This window comes from Microbulbifer maximicatervae (SeqCode) (assembly GCF_052467615.1).
This window is the reverse complement of the sequence record NZ_CP174319.1, coordinates 62232-78770: the sequence shown is the minus strand read 5'-3', so window position 1 is coordinate 78770 and position 16539 is coordinate 62232. Positions and strand designations below refer to the sequence as shown.

The 16539-nt window shown below is 47.6% G+C and carries 14 protein-coding genes; 3 read left to right on the top strand and 11 right to left on the bottom strand.

The features are described 5' to 3' along the window. The first annotated feature begins 72 nt into the window (after positions 1 to 72). The 3 genes from ACJJIM_RS00420 to ACJJIM_RS00410 all read left to right on the top strand — a co-directional run bounded on the left by ACJJIM_RS00420 (position 73) and on the right by ACJJIM_RS00410 (position 3827). Entirely contained in the window at positions 73 to 1656 is a 1584-nt protein-coding gene (locus ACJJIM_RS00420) for a sensor histidine kinase (RefSeq protein WP_444912082.1), read from the top strand. A gap of 116 nt (positions 1657 to 1772) precedes the next feature. Then, positions 1773 to 3173 carry a sigma-54-dependent transcriptional regulator gene (locus tag ACJJIM_RS00415; protein WP_444912081.1) on the top strand — a complete coding sequence of 467 codons (1401 nt, stop codon included), beginning with the start codon at positions 1773 to 1775 and terminating at the stop codon, positions 3171 to 3173. A gap of 93 nt (positions 3174 to 3266) precedes the next feature. Further along, positions 3267 to 3827 (top strand): GspH/FimT family pseudopilin, encoded by a 561-nt coding sequence (locus tag ACJJIM_RS00410; RefSeq protein ID WP_444912080.1) that lies wholly within the window; start codon positions 3267 to 3269, stop codon positions 3825 to 3827. A 6-nt stretch (positions 3828 to 3833) separates the two neighbouring features. Here ACJJIM_RS00410 and ACJJIM_RS00405 read toward each other — a convergent pair whose 3' ends face one another. The 11 genes from ACJJIM_RS00405 to ribF all read right to left on the bottom strand — a co-directional run bounded on the left by ACJJIM_RS00405 (position 3834) and on the right by ribF (position 16478). Further along, the gene (locus tag ACJJIM_RS00405; protein ID WP_444912079.1) at positions 3834 to 4295 is read right to left on the bottom strand and encodes a type IV pilin protein; all 462 of its coding nucleotides are present in this window, start codon (positions 4293 to 4295) and stop codon (positions 3834 to 3836) included. Positions 4296 to 4355: 60 nt separating this feature from the next. Beyond that, entirely contained in the window at positions 4356 to 7739 is a 3384-nt protein-coding gene (locus tag ACJJIM_RS00400) for a PilC/PilY family type IV pilus protein (RefSeq protein WP_444912078.1), read from the bottom strand. 13 nt (positions 7740 to 7752) lie between these two features. After that, positions 7753 to 8286 carry a pilus assembly PilX family protein gene (locus tag ACJJIM_RS00395; protein ID WP_444912077.1) on the bottom strand — a complete coding sequence of 178 codons (534 nt, stop codon included), beginning with the start codon at positions 8284 to 8286 and terminating at the stop codon, positions 7753 to 7755. After that, the gene (locus ACJJIM_RS00390) at positions 8286 to 9293 is read right to left on the bottom strand and encodes a PilW family protein (RefSeq protein WP_444912076.1); all 1008 of its coding nucleotides are present in this window, start codon (positions 9291 to 9293) and stop codon (positions 8286 to 8288) included. The genes ACJJIM_RS00395 and ACJJIM_RS00390 overlap by 1 nt, the downstream gene beginning before the upstream one ends. Positions 9294 to 9295: 2 nt before the next feature. Then, on the bottom strand, positions 9296 to 9841 hold the full coding sequence (gene pilV / locus ACJJIM_RS00385; protein ID WP_444912075.1) for a type IV pilus modification protein PilV: 546 nt from the start codon (positions 9839 to 9841) through the stop codon (positions 9296 to 9298). 29 nt (positions 9842 to 9870) lie between these two features. Beyond that, a complete protein-coding gene (locus ACJJIM_RS00380) occupies positions 9871 to 10383 on the bottom strand; it encodes a GspH/FimT family pseudopilin (protein WP_444913417.1) in 513 nt (170 codons plus the stop codon). A gap of 315 nt (positions 10384 to 10698) precedes the next feature. Next, entirely contained in the window at positions 10699 to 11631 is a 933-nt protein-coding gene (ispH, locus tag ACJJIM_RS00375) for a 4-hydroxy-3-methylbut-2-enyl diphosphate reductase (RefSeq protein ID WP_444912074.1), read from the bottom strand. A 43-nt stretch (positions 11632 to 11674) separates the two neighbouring features. Continuing rightward, a complete protein-coding gene (locus ACJJIM_RS00370; RefSeq protein WP_282934364.1) occupies positions 11675 to 12115 on the bottom strand; it encodes an FKBP-type peptidyl-prolyl cis-trans isomerase in 441 nt (146 codons plus the stop codon). Between the two features lie 6 nt (positions 12116 to 12121). Continuing rightward, complete coding sequence (gene lspA / locus ACJJIM_RS00365) at positions 12122 to 12649, bottom strand: signal peptidase II (RefSeq protein ID WP_413664305.1); 528 nt, start codon at positions 12647 to 12649, stop codon at positions 12122 to 12124. Continuing rightward, on the bottom strand, positions 12642 to 15446 hold the full coding sequence (gene ileS, locus ACJJIM_RS00360) for an isoleucine--tRNA ligase (RefSeq protein ID WP_413664304.1): 2805 nt from the start codon (positions 15444 to 15446) through the stop codon (positions 12642 to 12644). Before ileS ends, lspA begins: the two co-directional genes overlap by 8 nt. A gap of 51 nt (positions 15447 to 15497) precedes the next feature. Beyond that, complete coding sequence (gene ribF, locus ACJJIM_RS00355) at positions 15498 to 16478, bottom strand: bifunctional riboflavin kinase/FAD synthetase (protein WP_444912073.1); 981 nt, start codon at positions 16476 to 16478, stop codon at positions 15498 to 15500. Positions 16479 to 16539 lie beyond the last annotated feature (61 nt).

The window sequence follows — 16539 nt, the reverse complement described above, 5'->3', positions numbered from 1 at the left end:
AGGCCGCTATTGTAACCCCATCGGGGTAACAACAGCAGCGGCTCACCACTACAAGAATACCGGGCATCTACAGTGAGCAGTTCCCAGACATCCCCCTTACAACATCACGAACTCCTACGGATTAGCGCTATATATCGGGTTGCAATAGCCTTGGTTTTGCTGGGGGTATTTTTCTCAGATATCGGGGAGGGCTCACTTGGTGAGCACTTGCCAACACTATTTGTCTATACCACCGCATCCTATGCCCTGCTTAATATCACATGGCTATTCTTTCTCCGACAAAAGGCATATCAAACTAATAACAGCCAAGTCGGAGTTGTTCTGGGGTGCGATATCCTGGTATTTCTGTTGCTGATTGAAGCCAGTGGAGGACTGAACTCCGGTCTGGGCTATTTACTTTTGATCAGTTGCTCAATCGGTGCCATTTTGCTGGATAGACGCCTAAGCGCATTTTTTGCAGCCATCGCAAGCCTAGGCGTAATTTCCCTCCAACTGTTTCACCTTTTATCAGGCTCCGGCTCCAGCCGAGATATTGTTTCTGCAGGTGGACTTGGCTTACTAATGTTCGTAACCGTCAGCGCAATTCAATATTTGTCTGAGCGTATCCATAAAGCCAACCTGCGTGCAGACCAGCAAAGCCGTCAGGCCGCACATCTCCAGAGGCTGGCACAGCAAATTATTGAAAGGATGAATACAGGCGTGCTTGTTATGGGGCCATCCAATAAGCCTGAATTGATCAATCGAGCTGCCTCTCGCTTACTTGGAACACAGCTAACTTCTGGCGACCCCCCCAACTCTGAGCTACACCGCCAGATTCAGTCTTGGCGCCAGCAAGGTGAAAACACAAGTATACTTTTTCAAGCCGGTAACAATAACGAGCTACAACTCAACTTTGCCCAACTACGCCATAAAAGTGGCAATAGCACACTCATTTTTGTCGAAGACAATCGAAAGCTCACTGAAGCAGCTCAAAAGCTCAAACTTGCATCTTTAGGACATTTAACCGCCTCTATTGCACATGAAGTTCGCAATCCACTCTCTGCAATCAACCATGCAGCGCAACTTTTATCTGAATCTGCCCAGCTCAAAGATGAAGATCGACATTTAATCGAAATTATTTGCCGGCAGAGTGGTCGTGTAAATCAAATTATTGAAAATGTAATGCAACTATCCAGAAGGCGTGCAAATTCACCAGAAGAACATGACCTGCGAAATTGGCTCAACCAGTTTTTTACCGACTTCAATACAGCCAACCCCCAAAACAACAGAATTGAACTAGATGTCCCAGACCAGCTTATCCCGGCCAACTTTGATTCTGCTCAATTATCACAAGTCATTACGAACCTTACAGACAACGCATTGCGGCACTCAGAAATGGAAACTGGACAGCGCTATGCAGCTGTTCATGCCTACTATAATACTGAGAAAGGCCACTCTATATTGGATATTAAGGATAATGGTAGTGGCATTCCCTCTGAGTTCAAAAACCAGGTGTTTGAGCCGTTTTTCACCACCGATAAGGCCGGTAGCGGGCTCGGTTTGTATATTGCTCGAGAACTGTGTGAAGCCAATCGGATCAGTTTGTATCATTGCCAAAGTGAAGACAATAAAAGCTGCTTCCGTCTTGAATTCGCTCACTCTATGGGTGTGACCTGATCTAGCTCAGGAAATTTTCCCTGTAACTAGATCATTATTCACCAGAAATTTCTGACATAATCGCGTTTCATGCCTTTTGGTATAAAGTGAACAAAACAAGAAAAGAAAGAATAACGATGCGTCCACTGGCACTGGTTGTCGATGATGAACCGGATATTTGTAACTTACTTAGTCTCACCCTTCAAAGGATGGATGTTGATTGCCACACCGCTGCAACGCTTTCCGAGGCTAAAAATGCACTCAGCCAAAATACTTATAGCTTTTGCCTAACTGATTTACGCCTACCTGATGGAGATGGGCTACAGCTAGTTGAATATATCCAGGGAAGTACAGAGATTGAACTCCCCATTGCGGTTATAACTGCTCACGGGAATATGGATACTGCAATTAAAGCGCTAAAGCTTGGCGCTTTCGATTTTGTGAGCAAACCAGTAGATCTTGAGCGCTTACGCAATTTGGCACAACTCGCCCTGCGTCTGGATAGCAACCAGGCTCCAAAACAGGAAATCTCCAAAAAAGACCTCCTACTTGGCGAAGCAGATAATATCCGCAAGCTGCGCCAACAGATCAGTAAGGTTGCTCGCAGTGACGCTCCTGTTTATATCAGTGGTGAGTCAGGCGCAGGCAAAGAACTTGCTGCCCGTTCTATTCATTTACAGAGCGCTAGAGCTGAGCAACCCTTTATCGCCATAAACTGTGGTGCAATACCTTCTGAACTGATGGAAAGTGAGTTCTTTGGCCACCAAAAAGGTAGCTTTACCGGTGCACACAAAGACAAACAAGGCCTTCTACAAAGTGCCGAGGGCGGCACCCTTTTCTTGGATGAAGTAGCAGATCTTCCTCTGGAAATGCAGGTAAAGCTCCTTAGAGCGATTCAGGAAAAGTCTATACGGCCAATTGGCTCCAATAAAGAGGTATCAATAGATACTCGTATTTTAAGTGCAACCCACAAAGATTTAAGTGAAGAAGTAAACAATGGACGTTTCCGAAATGACCTTTACTACCGCATAAATGTTATCGAAATTTCTGTCCCACCTCTTCGGGACAGGGTCGAGGATATACCGCTTCTAACCGATATAATCATGCAACGTATAGCCTCTACTGCCGGACTTACCCCGCCTGCCTTGTCACATGAAGCAATGATTGCCTTACAAAATTACTCCTTCCCGGGAAATGTCAGACAACTTGAAAATATACTTGAAAGAGCTTTCACCTTATCTGATCAAAATATAATTCGAGAAGAAGATCTCCTACTTGAATGTAACAATAGGCAAGAAAGCTCCACAGATAAAAAACACAACATTAATTCACCTCAAACTGAAAAAAAGGCTAACTCGGAAGATTTCAATCCACACAAGTATGATTCCCTGGATGAATTCCTACAAAGAATAGAAAAAGAGGTTATTGAGGAAACTTTAGCAAAAACCCGATGGAATCGAACCGCTGCAGCGCAGAAGCTGGGTATTAGCTTCCGCTCTCTAAGATATAGATTAAAAAAACTAGGGCTTGAGAGTTAGACTGTGAAGATCAAGGTACCGTAATTTCATGTGATTGGAATATACTAACTAGCTAGTATTCTAGTGCAAACTCAACCAGGAGGAGTTTGCACCGTGAAACGATCTGCAGGATTCACCCTTATAGAGTTAATAATTTGTATTACGATTATTGCTGTATTAACAGCTGTAGCTTTACCTTCTTTTAGCAACTTCCTTAAAAGGTATAAAAGTAAAGCTAAACAAAGAGAGCTCTTTGACGTGCTTATATTTATGCGTAACAGGGCCCTTATTGAAAAACGTAACTTTACTCTTTGTCCAAAAGGGATTTCTGATGAGTGCGCTGGCGATTGGGCAGATGGCGCATTATTGTTCACCGATGAAAATGGCAATGGCGAAGTCGATTCAGAAGATCAGGTTGTAAGATATATAGATCGGATTGAACAGGGAGCATCTCTAAACTGGAATGCATTCAATAATAGAGGGTTTCTGATTTATAAACCAAAAGGAACTACTCCGTCCCAAAGTGGCAACTTTTCATTCTGCCCCGCAAGCGGCGAGGCAGAGTATGGCTGGATTATAATCCTCAATGCGATAGGAAGACCTTACTACGCCAAAGATAAAGATCTAAACGGCATTGTGGAAAATGGAAGTGGCCAGGAATTAATCTGCCCCTAGTTACTTTTAAATACAACTGGAGTTCCAGCACAAGTCATCTGGGTCGTCGAAAGCTCCGTCATTCCCTCGATCCCATGCTCGCAGTCCATTTGAACGCAATTCAAGCTCCCCATTACCTACCTGAGAGTTTTTAGGCGTTGCACGAATGGTATAGGAAGAATCATTGGCAGCCTGAATAGTCAAGTCATAAGTTTTGTTACTGCTATCCAATGGGGCTTCTGTAGGAAAGACTGCTGGAGCACCGATATCTGCACCCCCATCTGCCGCTCCGGTATAGGAGCCGTTCTGAGTAAAGTGCTGCTCCATTGCCTGAGCCAATCCCATTAAAGCACCCTGGGCATCCGCTCTATTTGAGGTAAGGATGTGACTCTGATAGGCAGGCCATGCAAGCCCAGCAATTATACCCACGATTCCTATAACTATCAGCAGCTCAATCAAGCTGAAACCACCGTGATCTTTCATCTTCATACGTTTTCAATATCCAGATAAGCCCGACAGAGCCGGGCAAGTATCATCATCTAATAGCAGTTAGTTTGGAGTAATTTCTTCCCAAGAAAGACGACCTGCTCTGTCTCCACTACCAATATTTATCTCTCTCACGTCAATCCCACCATCAGTGGTCCCTGTATACTGTTTACCTCCCAGGAAGCCGGACTTATTTGGGCCTCCTTCTCCTCCTTCTCCCCCCTCTCCTACATAGCCATAATCGTCTTCATTGATGACACCATCTTTATTTGCATCAAATGCGGGGTCTTCTGGAGCCAAGCCGGTCCGAATATCCACAGACATCAGCCAGCCATAACTACCCGCAGCACAGACTTGTCCGGTTGGAATCAGCGTATTAAAGAGTAGGAGATAGGACAGTACTGTTGGCCGAGTAACAACACGCTCACCGCCCTCCAATCCACTGCCCTTATTCAAGGGCATATACCAACCTGATTTATCGCTCCAGGTAAACTCATCTCCAGATGATGTCCTCAGATACACCTCATTCCCATTATCAAATAAGACATAGTCCTCATTCAATGTGCGCTTCTCCAGATCGCTTGTACTTAAATTGTACACGTCATTATCAGCTACAACATAAAATCCACCGGGGTTAGTATCACTCGTATCTGAGTCAACCAAATATTGTCCCGTGCCAAAGGCAACTAGTAAATTAGGGGACGCTCCAGAGGAGTGTTCCGCATTACCTGAAATTTGCGGAGCAGCGGTAATTGGCTCCCCTGGAACAGAAAAAAGTGGCGACGGGGAAGTAGTTGACGAAGCAACACCCCAACTTCCTGTCGATGAGACATCGAAAGCCCACATATTGCCCTTTAAGTCACCGGCATAGATACGATCTACAGTGCCATCATCATCAGAGTCCACGATAGTCGGTTCTGACATCCCGTTTTTATCGGAAGTATCGGCAGTACCCGTTGAAATATAGACATGGCTATTGCCACTACTATCTTCCCCATCCAAATATACGATAAATAAACCCGCATCGCCGGTTGAACTGTTATATCCATTACCGAATATTGCAGCCCACTCACCGTTTGACATACGGTAAATTTGAGGACGACTAAAGGTATAACCTAAGTTATTATTGTCCGAATCGGTAAACTCCCACAAAACAATATCTGCGGCATTCTCTTCAGTAAAATCAGAGGGGTTAGTAATGTCGAGAGCATAGTATCCTTTACCACCAGCACCTAAGCCTCCCACAAGTACCGTCTTCCAGCTGCTATTTATGTAGACATCAGAACTTGTGGGAGTACCATCCACATAATATTTATGGGTATAGTATTGCGAACTCAAAGCATGCAGCCCCTCATCAGCGGTTGTACTGAGTAAGGCCGCAGGTGAATAAGCTATCAGCTCTTTACCGGCATTAGCTCCACTGGCACTGGCATTAAAACCATGTAAGAAGCCATCATTCGCTCCCACATATACAACTGGAGTACGATTGCTTTTAGCGCTAACAAAATCATCGTAGCTAGAAGCTCCACTGAACTCGTAATCAGACCAAGGGCCGCTGGGTTCTCCCACATAAACCGGTGTTGAATTTACAATATCACCTAAACGCCCTTCACGAGCCCGGAAACTACCAGTACTAGTTCCCTCATTGCTCCGATCACCCCTCAGATAATCAATACGATCGGAGGCACGGCCATCATTTACTCCCGCATTAGATTGAATATCAAGATTCAAATCATCAGCATGATCTGTCCCAGTAATACCGAGCCCGGATGCAGTGAAAGGCACCCCGGCACCATTGCTATAGGAGAGCATAACCCTGCTATCTGGGTCTATCGAATCCAATTCAGAGTTCGCCTCCCAAATGGATGAAGTGTCGAGATTTCCATCGTCATCAAGTTCGATATCCCCTTCATCACTAAGGTTCCAAGCCGCTAAATTACCCGACCATGCACTACTATCAAAACCTACAGCAAATATGCTGGAATTTGTTTTAAGGGAAGAAGTATTAAAAGCTACAGAGCTTGAGCTACCAACTATAGACTGAACATTATTAATAATAGTATTAAAAGTCACCTTCAGTTCTGCGGCGTTACCAGCATCATACACACCACCGCCACCCAATTCCCCGGCATTTTTCATCAGGTTCGTGTCTGACAAACCATCTTCAGCAAAGCCAATAATATAACTGGTAATATTGTTAACGACCTCTTCACCACCAGTCTTTTTCAAATCCGGTCGTAAATCAATATCGTAAAGAGCCTTAAGGACATCATCCATCTCATCACTTGTGCAGCCGCCACTATTTGAGGAGCAACCATAATCATAGTCGGTCAAGTCACTGCTAATACTATTATCCCTTGTTGGCTCACCATCTGTTAGAGCCACCATAAAACTCTTTTGACAATAATACTGGATAGCTCCGCCATCAACTGTATCATCAGGCGCGCTAACATCGCCCCAATTCAATATAGTACTAGTGCCGCTTCCAGAAAATATATCCTCTCCGGGAACCTGTTTTTCTGCTCCAGTAGAATCTATATAGGTGAGGTTATTTCCCTCATAGCCGCTAATAAAATAACGCCCTACACCTGCAAAACTCTCTGCAAGAGGGGTATTACCATTTGCATCAATATCTTCAATAATGTTGAGTATACTATTTCGATTGGTCTCGGTTAGACTAACCAAACCGGATAGCAGCTTTGCACCGTGTTCTGTATTGAACTGCATCACACCGACACGCACATCATTAAGCCCTGAAATTAATTCCTGGGCTGCACTAATCATAATATCGGTTCGACGTATATCTACTTTAGATCTTGTAGCACTGCCATCCTCATCCGTAAATTCATCGGCTACATAACCCCCGCTACCATTTTCTTTGGAGAAGAACCAGTTTAGAAAATGCCCGGTAGTACTTTCCCTATAGTCATCTGAATCCTGACCAGTTTCATAATAACTATCCCCTCCAGAATTAGCTTCCGCATAAAGCCAAGCAGTATAATCCTCATCTTCGTCAAAGCAGTTGCTGCTACTATCCCAAGTAAACCAATCACTCTCTGCACGGTTTCTATCCACCAATTTGATCTGAACACTTCCATCGGATGTATTAACCCGATATTCAACATCATCATAATAACGTGTACAGGAACCCCAGCCACCATGACCACAGGAGTTCGACGTATACGTCATTGATACTGGAGAGCTACAGCTAGACCCCGCAGGGTCTGAAGTATCATAACCATCTACGGGCAAAACCATTGTTTCCATTGACCCTGAAGAGTCCAACACAAACATCAGGTTGGGTTCTGCTGAACCGCGGGAATAAAGCGGAACATCAGATAACTCACCCGGTGCAGAAAAAGCCTCATTACTCGCGCAAAAAAACAATACAACGGCAGCGATAGGTTTCAATGGGAATTGGACTTTACTTGACAGTGAAAAATTCATTTCTTTTACTCTTTTATATTTCTTTACCATAGAGAGTGATAATGATTCTCTCAGTACCACCTACCCCAACACCACGAGAAACAATTTTAAACACCTGAATCTCTGTACCGTCGCTTTGGATGGAGTCTGCACTCTTATCCATATCAGTAATATTTGTGTCATCTTCAGTAAGCCCTGCAAGCTCGATAAACATGCGACCAGTTAGGGCCTCACCATCAACCCCCTCCATGGGCACCTCTTGCTCTACTGAACTGGCATCAGTCCAAGTATTTTCATCAAACAAATCATCCGGGCCATCACCTGCAGTACGCCGCCAACCTGTAGTGCCAAAGTCGTCTAAGTTTGTCAGCGTCTCAATATAATCTTCTCCTCGACGGGCAACAGACTCTGCCACCTCGAGAGCTACCTTTGCATCACGAGAAGCAAAGGTCATGCGTTCGCTCATCAGGATACTCCTGGCCCCAGAGATCCCAATTAAAGTTAATATCAGTAAGATAATCAGGCTGACCATTAGAACGGCGCCGCTTTGTGATCTGATAGTCCTCATTACATATCACCTCGATTACGCACTTTTACCGTAGCCACATACAATTTTCTAATTCTTCCATCACTATATTCAGTTTCACTACCATCAAGCCGGCGAATAGTTTGGCTATCTACACTTGCATCGCTATCGCTAGCTACCAATAATTCTAATTTAATAGCGACAACTTCTGACATCTCATCAAGAGATGTACTAGCACTTTGCCAAGTATCAACTATTCCACTTCCTGTGGTATCCCGACCATAAGAAACTTGCATATCTTCTATTCCGGGAACCAACTCTTCGACGGAATCATTTTCATCACTGACAAAAAGGGAATTGGTACCAGCTGTATTCACAGCGATAAAATAAGTTTTTTGATACGGCTGAAAAATTGCGGAGTCTGCTCCATATATTTCCTGAAGTGCGTCACTCTTATTATTAACCCACCCAGTTGTAGTACTCACATCGTGCTTTAAAGCCCTATTACCAGCGCCAACGGCCGTATCAATATTTGTAATAGTAAAAATGTCGCCGTTAATACAAGTGGAGACCAAGACAATATCTCCAGCCGCTACAGGACAATTTGAACTTACAACCAGATCACTACCACTAGGATCTAACATACGTCCAGATCCCCCGCAGGCATCAATAACACCACCAAGAATTAATACATCACTTCCATCCAGCACGTTCGTTGTTCCAACTGTCATACCGCTGGCATTATCAACACCTTGAACTCCGTCAGAACCAATAGAATTTAAGAAAGCATCTGTCGTATCCAACCTATTCTCGATACTGTCTTGATCTGGTGCACATCCCCAATAATCTGCAAGTCGTATTTCCTTGCTCAGCAAGTCGATTGCAAATCTACCGTTTTCCTGTACACGCGAGAACCCATCCTGCATGCGAAAAGTATCGCTATTACTCTGAAATATTTGTAATACGCCAAGTAAAAGAAGGGAGCCCAATAAAATACCTATCATTAATTCAACTAATGAAAGGCCTCTTTGATTACTAAAAGATTGCATTCTTAAAGCTCCACTATCATCGAAAAGGAGGCATTATCCACGTCACCATCTAATACCCCGTAATTTTCCCCTGTATGCTGTTCACTCCAAGATATAGTTACCGTTACTACACCGGCGTTGTGAGCAATTGTTCCTGTTGCGTCAGGTAGATTGGAAGATAGAATGAGCTCCCATTCATAGAGATCTAAATCTGCAAGTTCAGCATCTGAACATGCACTGCTACAATCCGGCGTAGAACTACTGCCAGCTCCACCATCTGAACCATCTGAACCATCCGAGCCATCTGAACCACCCGAACCATCTGACCCGCCATCACCAGAAGAACCGCCTACAGTGCCATCATACTCACTACTCATAGTCCCCGTAGGATTAGCGCGCATTCGTTCAATAATTTCCTGTGCTGCAAGTGCAGCCATATACCGGTGATGAGCCCCATTGCCATTTTTTAAACTCATCACTTGTGTTGCCGCCAGCCCCAAAAGACCAACCGCCAGGATCAAAACCGATACAAGCACTTCAATTAGGGTTGCCCCTTTTTGCTTGAGCATTCAAATTATCCTCTTTTCAATCCGTTTTCCTACGGGCAAGGCATATTGGTATTCAATCTTAAAGCCCCAGAAGCGAGAACCTGCAACTGGCGACCATAATCTCCTGTCCGACTATCACATAAATCCAAAGTTAAAGTGGCCCCAAGACTTATCTCCCCCTGCGCGCCATAGCTAAAATCTAAGTCTGCCACTCCGGCACCAGAGACATCCGCTGTAACTACAATATCCTCGTACTCGACAAGTAGCATTCTTAACTCCTCTCCATCGTCATAAGAATCACTCCCGTCACTATCAACCCAGACAATAACTCCATTACCAATATCATCGTCAATTGCACCTACCTCTACGCTACCTCCTATACGCACAGCTTCAGAACGTGCATATTGAAGAACACCGTTCAAGTCATTTGTCATAGCCGACAAGCGATTGCTATCAAATAATGAATTAAATGAAGGTAGTCCAATCGCAAGTACAATCCCTAAGATGGTGATAGTCGCCATTAACTCTATAAGGGTTGCCCCTATGTATTTTTTGAAGCTCATCATATTTGCTGCCTTAAAGAACCTATAAGTACTGGGCTATGCTGCCTGGCATGGAGAGAAAAATCTCAATTTATCTAAAGCGTGCAGCTTTTCAGTATAAATTTTGCACACAAAAATTCTCACCCCAGTACTTTACAAACAATGTGCAAGTAAAGTGGAGGCACAACACTTTGGTTCGTATTGTTATCGTATATATACCAGTTTATGGAAAGCAGGTAAGCGATGGGGTCGAGGGTTTTGCAGCTTGCCGACAAACGGCTTGGAGGGGGCGATAAGTGGGCTAGCCAGCTTGCCGATAGGAGATAGAGCTGCTGATTAACGCAGCTCTTTAGGCAGGGAGAAACGTATATTCTCAGCCCTTCCATCCATTTCTTCAGGAAGGCTTGCACCAAGTTGTTGCAGTCGGTCAATCACTCCTTGTACCAGGACTTCCGGTGCTGACGCTCCCGCTGTGATTCCTATGGCCGACTTACCCTGAAGCCAATCTGCATCGATATCATCCGCACCATCGATCAATTTAGCAGCAGCACCACAGCGTTCAGCGAGTTCACGCAGGCGATTAGAGTTAGAACTATTCGGGCTACCAACAACAAGGACCAGGTCACTTTCCAGAGCCAGCTGCTTTACAGCATCCTGGCGATTCTGGGTCGCGTAACAGATATCATCTTTTCGAGGCCCACGGATTTCAGGGAAACGCACTCTCAGGGCATCAATGACTCGAGCGGTATCATCCATGGATAGTGTTGTTTGGGTAACATAGGCGAGATTACTCTCGTCTTTAACAGTTAACTTCGCAACATCCTCTTCGTCTTCAACCAGGTAAATGGCACCGCCAGCAGAGTTGTCATACTGCCCCATTGTGCCCTCCACTTCCGGGTGCCCGGCGTGGCCGATAAGTATGCACTCAGCACCGTCGGTGCTGAACTTACTCACTTCAATATGCACCTTGGTAACCAGCGGGCAAGTAGCATCGAATACTCGCAGGCCACGCTCTTCAGCTTCGCGCTGCACAGCTTTTGAAACACCGTGAGCACTGAAGATAACGATAACATCATCGGGCACTTCATCGAGTTCATCGACAAAGACCGCACCGCGCTCTTTCAGGCTCTCCACCACAAACTTATTATGCACCACTTCATGGCGGACATAGATCGGCGCACCAAATACATCCAGGGCGCGATTCACAATATCAATTGCCCGATCAACACCGGCACAAAAGCCCCGGGGGTTAGCCATTCGGATTTGCATGTCTACTTCAGTACCCTACTTGCTACAAAGAGGGAACCCGACCCTATTGGATCGAGTCCACCGCAATAATTTTCACATGGAAATTTAAGGTTTGACCGGCCAATGGATGATTAAAGTCGACAGTAACATCGTCCTCACCAATCTCACTGATTACTCCGGGGAGTTCGCCGCTGCCGTTGTCAAAAGAGACTACCAACCCGCGCTCCAGCTCCATATCGGGAGAAAAGGTATCCCGGCGCACCTTTTGCAGGTTTTCCGGGTTGCGCTGGCCAAACCCTATCTCCGGCGGTATCTCGATCTCAGCTTCATCTCCCGCTTTTAAACCAAAAAGCGCTTTTTCAAAGCCCGGCAGCAAACTGCCATCGCCAACACTAAAAGAGGCTGGGTCACCTTTGAAGGTTGAATCCACCTCAGTGCCATCGTCCAATTTCAGGCTAAAGTGCAGTGTCACCCGGCAGTGTTCACCGATAACGGCATTACTCATAGTTCGTTAAACTTCCACGTTATTTTTTGCTTTGCCACTTTCTTTTTCCGCAAAAAAAAGCAGTTCAATCACCAGCATTGCAGCGCCGATACTAATTCCCATATCCGCCACATTGAATACCGGGAAGTGCCAGTTGCCGTAATAGACCGAAATAAAATCCCTTACGTAACCCAGCAGCACTCGATCCCAAAGGTTGCCCAAGGCCCCCCCCAGAATTAGCGCCAGGGCACAGGGTTCCCAGCGCTTTGTTGCCGGCAAGCGCCATAGCCAAACACTGACAACAACGCTAAATACAAAGGCAATAATTCCGAAAAACCACCGCTGCCATCCCCCAGCATCAGACAGGAAGCTAAAGGCAGCGCCGTAGTTTTCGGCATAAGTAAATTGCAGCAAGCCGGGAATAATTTGTATTGACGGGCCGTGCATAAACATATCCACGGCCCAGACTTTGCTGGCGATATCGAGGACAACCACCACCAGCGCCAGCCAGTACCAGCGCCATGGATGCCCCCAAACAGGGTTGGAACTAGGCATAGTGCCTCACTTCTCCTTCACCAGAAACGTTTTCCACACAGCGCTCACAAATGTCTGGATACTCTGCTGATACACCCACATCGGCGCGGTAATGCCAACAGCGCGCACACTTGGGGTGATCCACTTTGCTTATGCTGACTTTCAATCCTTCCAGCTCTGTGGATTCTGCACCGGCAGCATCGCTGAGTGGCTGTACAGAAGTGGAGGAGCAAATCAAAACAAAGCGCAACTCGTCTTCGAGCTCCAAGAGCTTTTCGCGCAGGTCATCCTCGGCGAACAGAGTCACCGCCGCTTGCAGGGAGCCGCCAATAGCACCAGCTCCACGCTGCTCTTCAAGCACCTTGTTTACCGCAGTTTTTACTTCGGCGATGGCAGCCCAATAGTCCGCACCTTTAACCGAGTCTGCTGGCAGCTTCGGCAGCGAATACCACTCTTCAATAAAGATGCTGTCCGCTTTGGCTCCGGGAATAAACTGCCATAGTTCTTCTGCGGTAAAGCTCAGGATAGGCGCAATCCAGCGAACAAATGCCTGAACAATATGATAGAGGGCAGTTTGCGCAGAGCGGCGTGCAGTACTGTCCTCTTTGGTGGTGTACTGGCGATCTTTGATGATATCCAGGTAGAAGCCACCCATTTCCACGACACAGAAGTTATGTAACTTCTGATAGATCTGGTGGAACTGGTAGTTATCGTAAGCCTCGATAATTTCATCCTGTAGACGCGCAGCCTTATCCAGCGCCCAGCGATCCAGCGCCAGAAGTTCACTTTCCGGCAATAAATCTTTTTCCGGGTCAAACCCAGCCAGGTTGGACAGGAAGAAACGAGCCGTATTGCGCAAGCGACGGTAAGAGTCCGCTGTGCGTTTCAGGATCTCATCGGAAACCGCCATTTCACCACTGAAGTCTGTGGCGGAAACCCAAAGGCGCAATACATCTGCACCCAACTTGTTGATTACATCCAGTGGTGCAACGGTATTGCCGATGGACTTGGACATTTTCCGTCCCTGTGCATCTACCGTGAAACCGTGAGTCAACACTTGCTTATAAGGGGCACAATCGTTGATAGCGATGGAGGTCTTCAGTGAAGACTGGAACCAGCCTCGGTGCTGATCAGAGCCCTCAAGGTACAGATCTGCCGGGAAACGCAGGCCGTTGCGGCGCTCCAGTACGGCGTAATGAGTCACACCTGAATCGAACCAGACATCCAGGGTGTCGGTAACCTTTTGATATTGGCCTGCCTCATCTCCCAGAAGCTCCTGCGGGTCCAAGTCAAACCAAACGTCCATACCCTCGGCGTCGACCTTTTCAGCCACTTTGTCCATCAAAGCGGGAGTGTCCGGGTGGATTTCATGGGTCTCTTTGTGAACAAACAAAGCGATGGGCACGCCCCAGGTACGCTGGCGGGAAATACACCAATCCGGGCTGCCGTCGAGCATGGCATCGATACGAGCCTTGCCCCAACCGGGGATCCACTGAACTTCATCCGCTGCCTTCTGTGCATTCTCCAGAAGGTCATTCTGCTGCATGCTCACAAACCACTGCGGAGTTGCGCGGTAAATAAGCGGCGTCTTGGTGCGCCAGCAGTGAGGGTAGCTGTGCTCCATCTTACCCTGGTGCAGAAGTACTCCGCGCTCCTGTAACAGGGCCACGATTTTGTCGTCCACCTTGTAGACGTGTTCACCGGCAAACAGCGGTACCATATCGCGGTATACGCCATTGTCATCGATATAGTTCAGGGTATCGATGCCGTAGCGCTTGCCCACCTGGAAGTCATCGGGACCATGGTCCGGCGCAGTGTGTACACAGCCTGTACCTGCATCAGTGGTGACATGGTCGCCGAGGATCATCGGCAATTGCTTCTCGTAGAAAGGATGGTTTAGCTTCAGGTGCTCCAAGGCGGCACCGCGAATACGGCCTACCACTTCACCTTCGAGCCCCGCCTTCTCCAATACGGCATCCTTGAGTGCTTCGGCAACGAGCAATCGGCGCTCAGCCGTTTGCACCACAACATATTCCAGCTCAGCATTGACAGAAACCGCTTGGCTGGAAGGAAGCGTCCAGGGGGTTGTGGTCCAGATAACAACGGATAGGGGGCCTTCACCCGCGTGTCCACCTGCCGCATCGGCGATAGCCAGGGATGTCTCTTCCGTCGCCGGATAGCAAACGTAAATGGAGTAGGAGGTTTTATCCTGATACTCCACTTCTGCTTCCGCCAGAGCTGATCCGCCCACAACGCTCCAGTACACAGGCTTGAAACCCCGTGCCAAATGGCCATTTTTGACCACTTGCCCAAGCGCTCGGATGATATCGCCTTCAAATTGGAAATCCATGGTGCGGTAGGGATTGTCCCATTCACCGAACACCCCCAGGCGAATAAAGTCTTTCTTCTGTCCGTCCACCTGCTTGGCTGCGTATTCGCGGCACTTCTGGCGGAAAGTTTTGTGATCCACCTTTGCGCCAGCCTTGCCAATCTTTTTCTCGACGCGGTGCTCAATCGGCAGGCCGTGGCAGTCCCAGCCAGGCACATAGGGAGCGTCAAAACCGCTCAGGGTTTTCGACTTGATAATAATATCTTTGAGAATCTTGTTGACCGAGTGACCTATGTGAATATCCCCGTTGGCATAGGGAGGACCGTCGTGCAGGATAAACTGCTCGCGCCCCTCCCGCGCTTCGCGGATTTTTTCGTAGAGCTTGGTTTCCTGCCACTTCTTTAAAATAGCCGGCTCGCGCTGGGGCAGATTGCCGCGCATAGGAAAGTCGGTCTCAGGCAGGTTTAAGGTCACTTTATAATCAGTCATTGGATGTCTACTTCAGCTCTAGTAGAGAATAATTCATCGTCTATACACCGGTTAGTGCCCCTTGGGGTTTTGCACAAACCAGTCTTTAGCATCGTCAATATCCTGAGCGATGCGGGCTTTGAGGATTTCCAGGGAGGCAAACTTCTCTTCATTGCGAAGTTTGTGGCAAAACTCTACCGCTAGTTCTTTCCCGTAGAGGTTGCCATCAAAATCAAACAAGTTGACTTCCAGTAGTGGCCGGGCGCCCTCTCCCTCAACTGTCGGGCGAAACCCCACATTGGCAACACCGTCAATTTCCGGCCGCCCAGCTGCGAGTTCACTTCCATTCGCGGCTTTGGTGCGAACGGTGTAAACGCCAACCAGCGGGGAGCGGTAGCGGTGCAAACGCACATTGGCTGTGGGAGCACCCAGTTGCCGGCCCAAGGCGCGGCCGGGGGCAACCCGTCCGGTAATACTGTAAGGGCGTCCGAGTAAGGCCTCGGCCAACTCAAACTCGCCCCGCTGCAAGGCTTCGCGAATGCGGGTGCTGCTCACCCGGGCTCCGCGAATCTCAAGCGTAGCCGTGTCTTCCACCGTGAATCCATTTTCGGCCCCGGCGCCCTGGAGGAATCGATAATCGCCACTGCGATCACAGCCGAAACGGAAATCGTCGCCCACCACCAAATGGCGGATTCCAAGGCCATCCACCAGAATACGACGCACAAAGGCATCGGCACTCAGGTTGCGCAGCTTCTCGTTAAACTGCAGGCACAGCACCCGATCGGCACCAGCATCAAATAGTGCCAATACCTTCTCTTTAAAGCGCATCAGACGCGCGGGCGCCCTTTCCCCAGAGAAGAACTCATGTGGCTGGGGCTCAAAAATAATCGCCACCGAGGGCAGATCATGTTCCTGCGCGCGCTGCTTGAGCTGCGCAATAATCGCCTGGTGACCGAGGTGTACACCATCGAACGAGCCGATTGTCGCCACGCTTCCCCGGTGGCGGGGGCGCAGGTTATGCAACCCGCGAATTAGTTCGCGCTCCTGGGCCAAAGCGATTTTCCCATCCTCATAAAATCGAGCCGCACAGTATAGCGGATTCCCACTGGGCGGC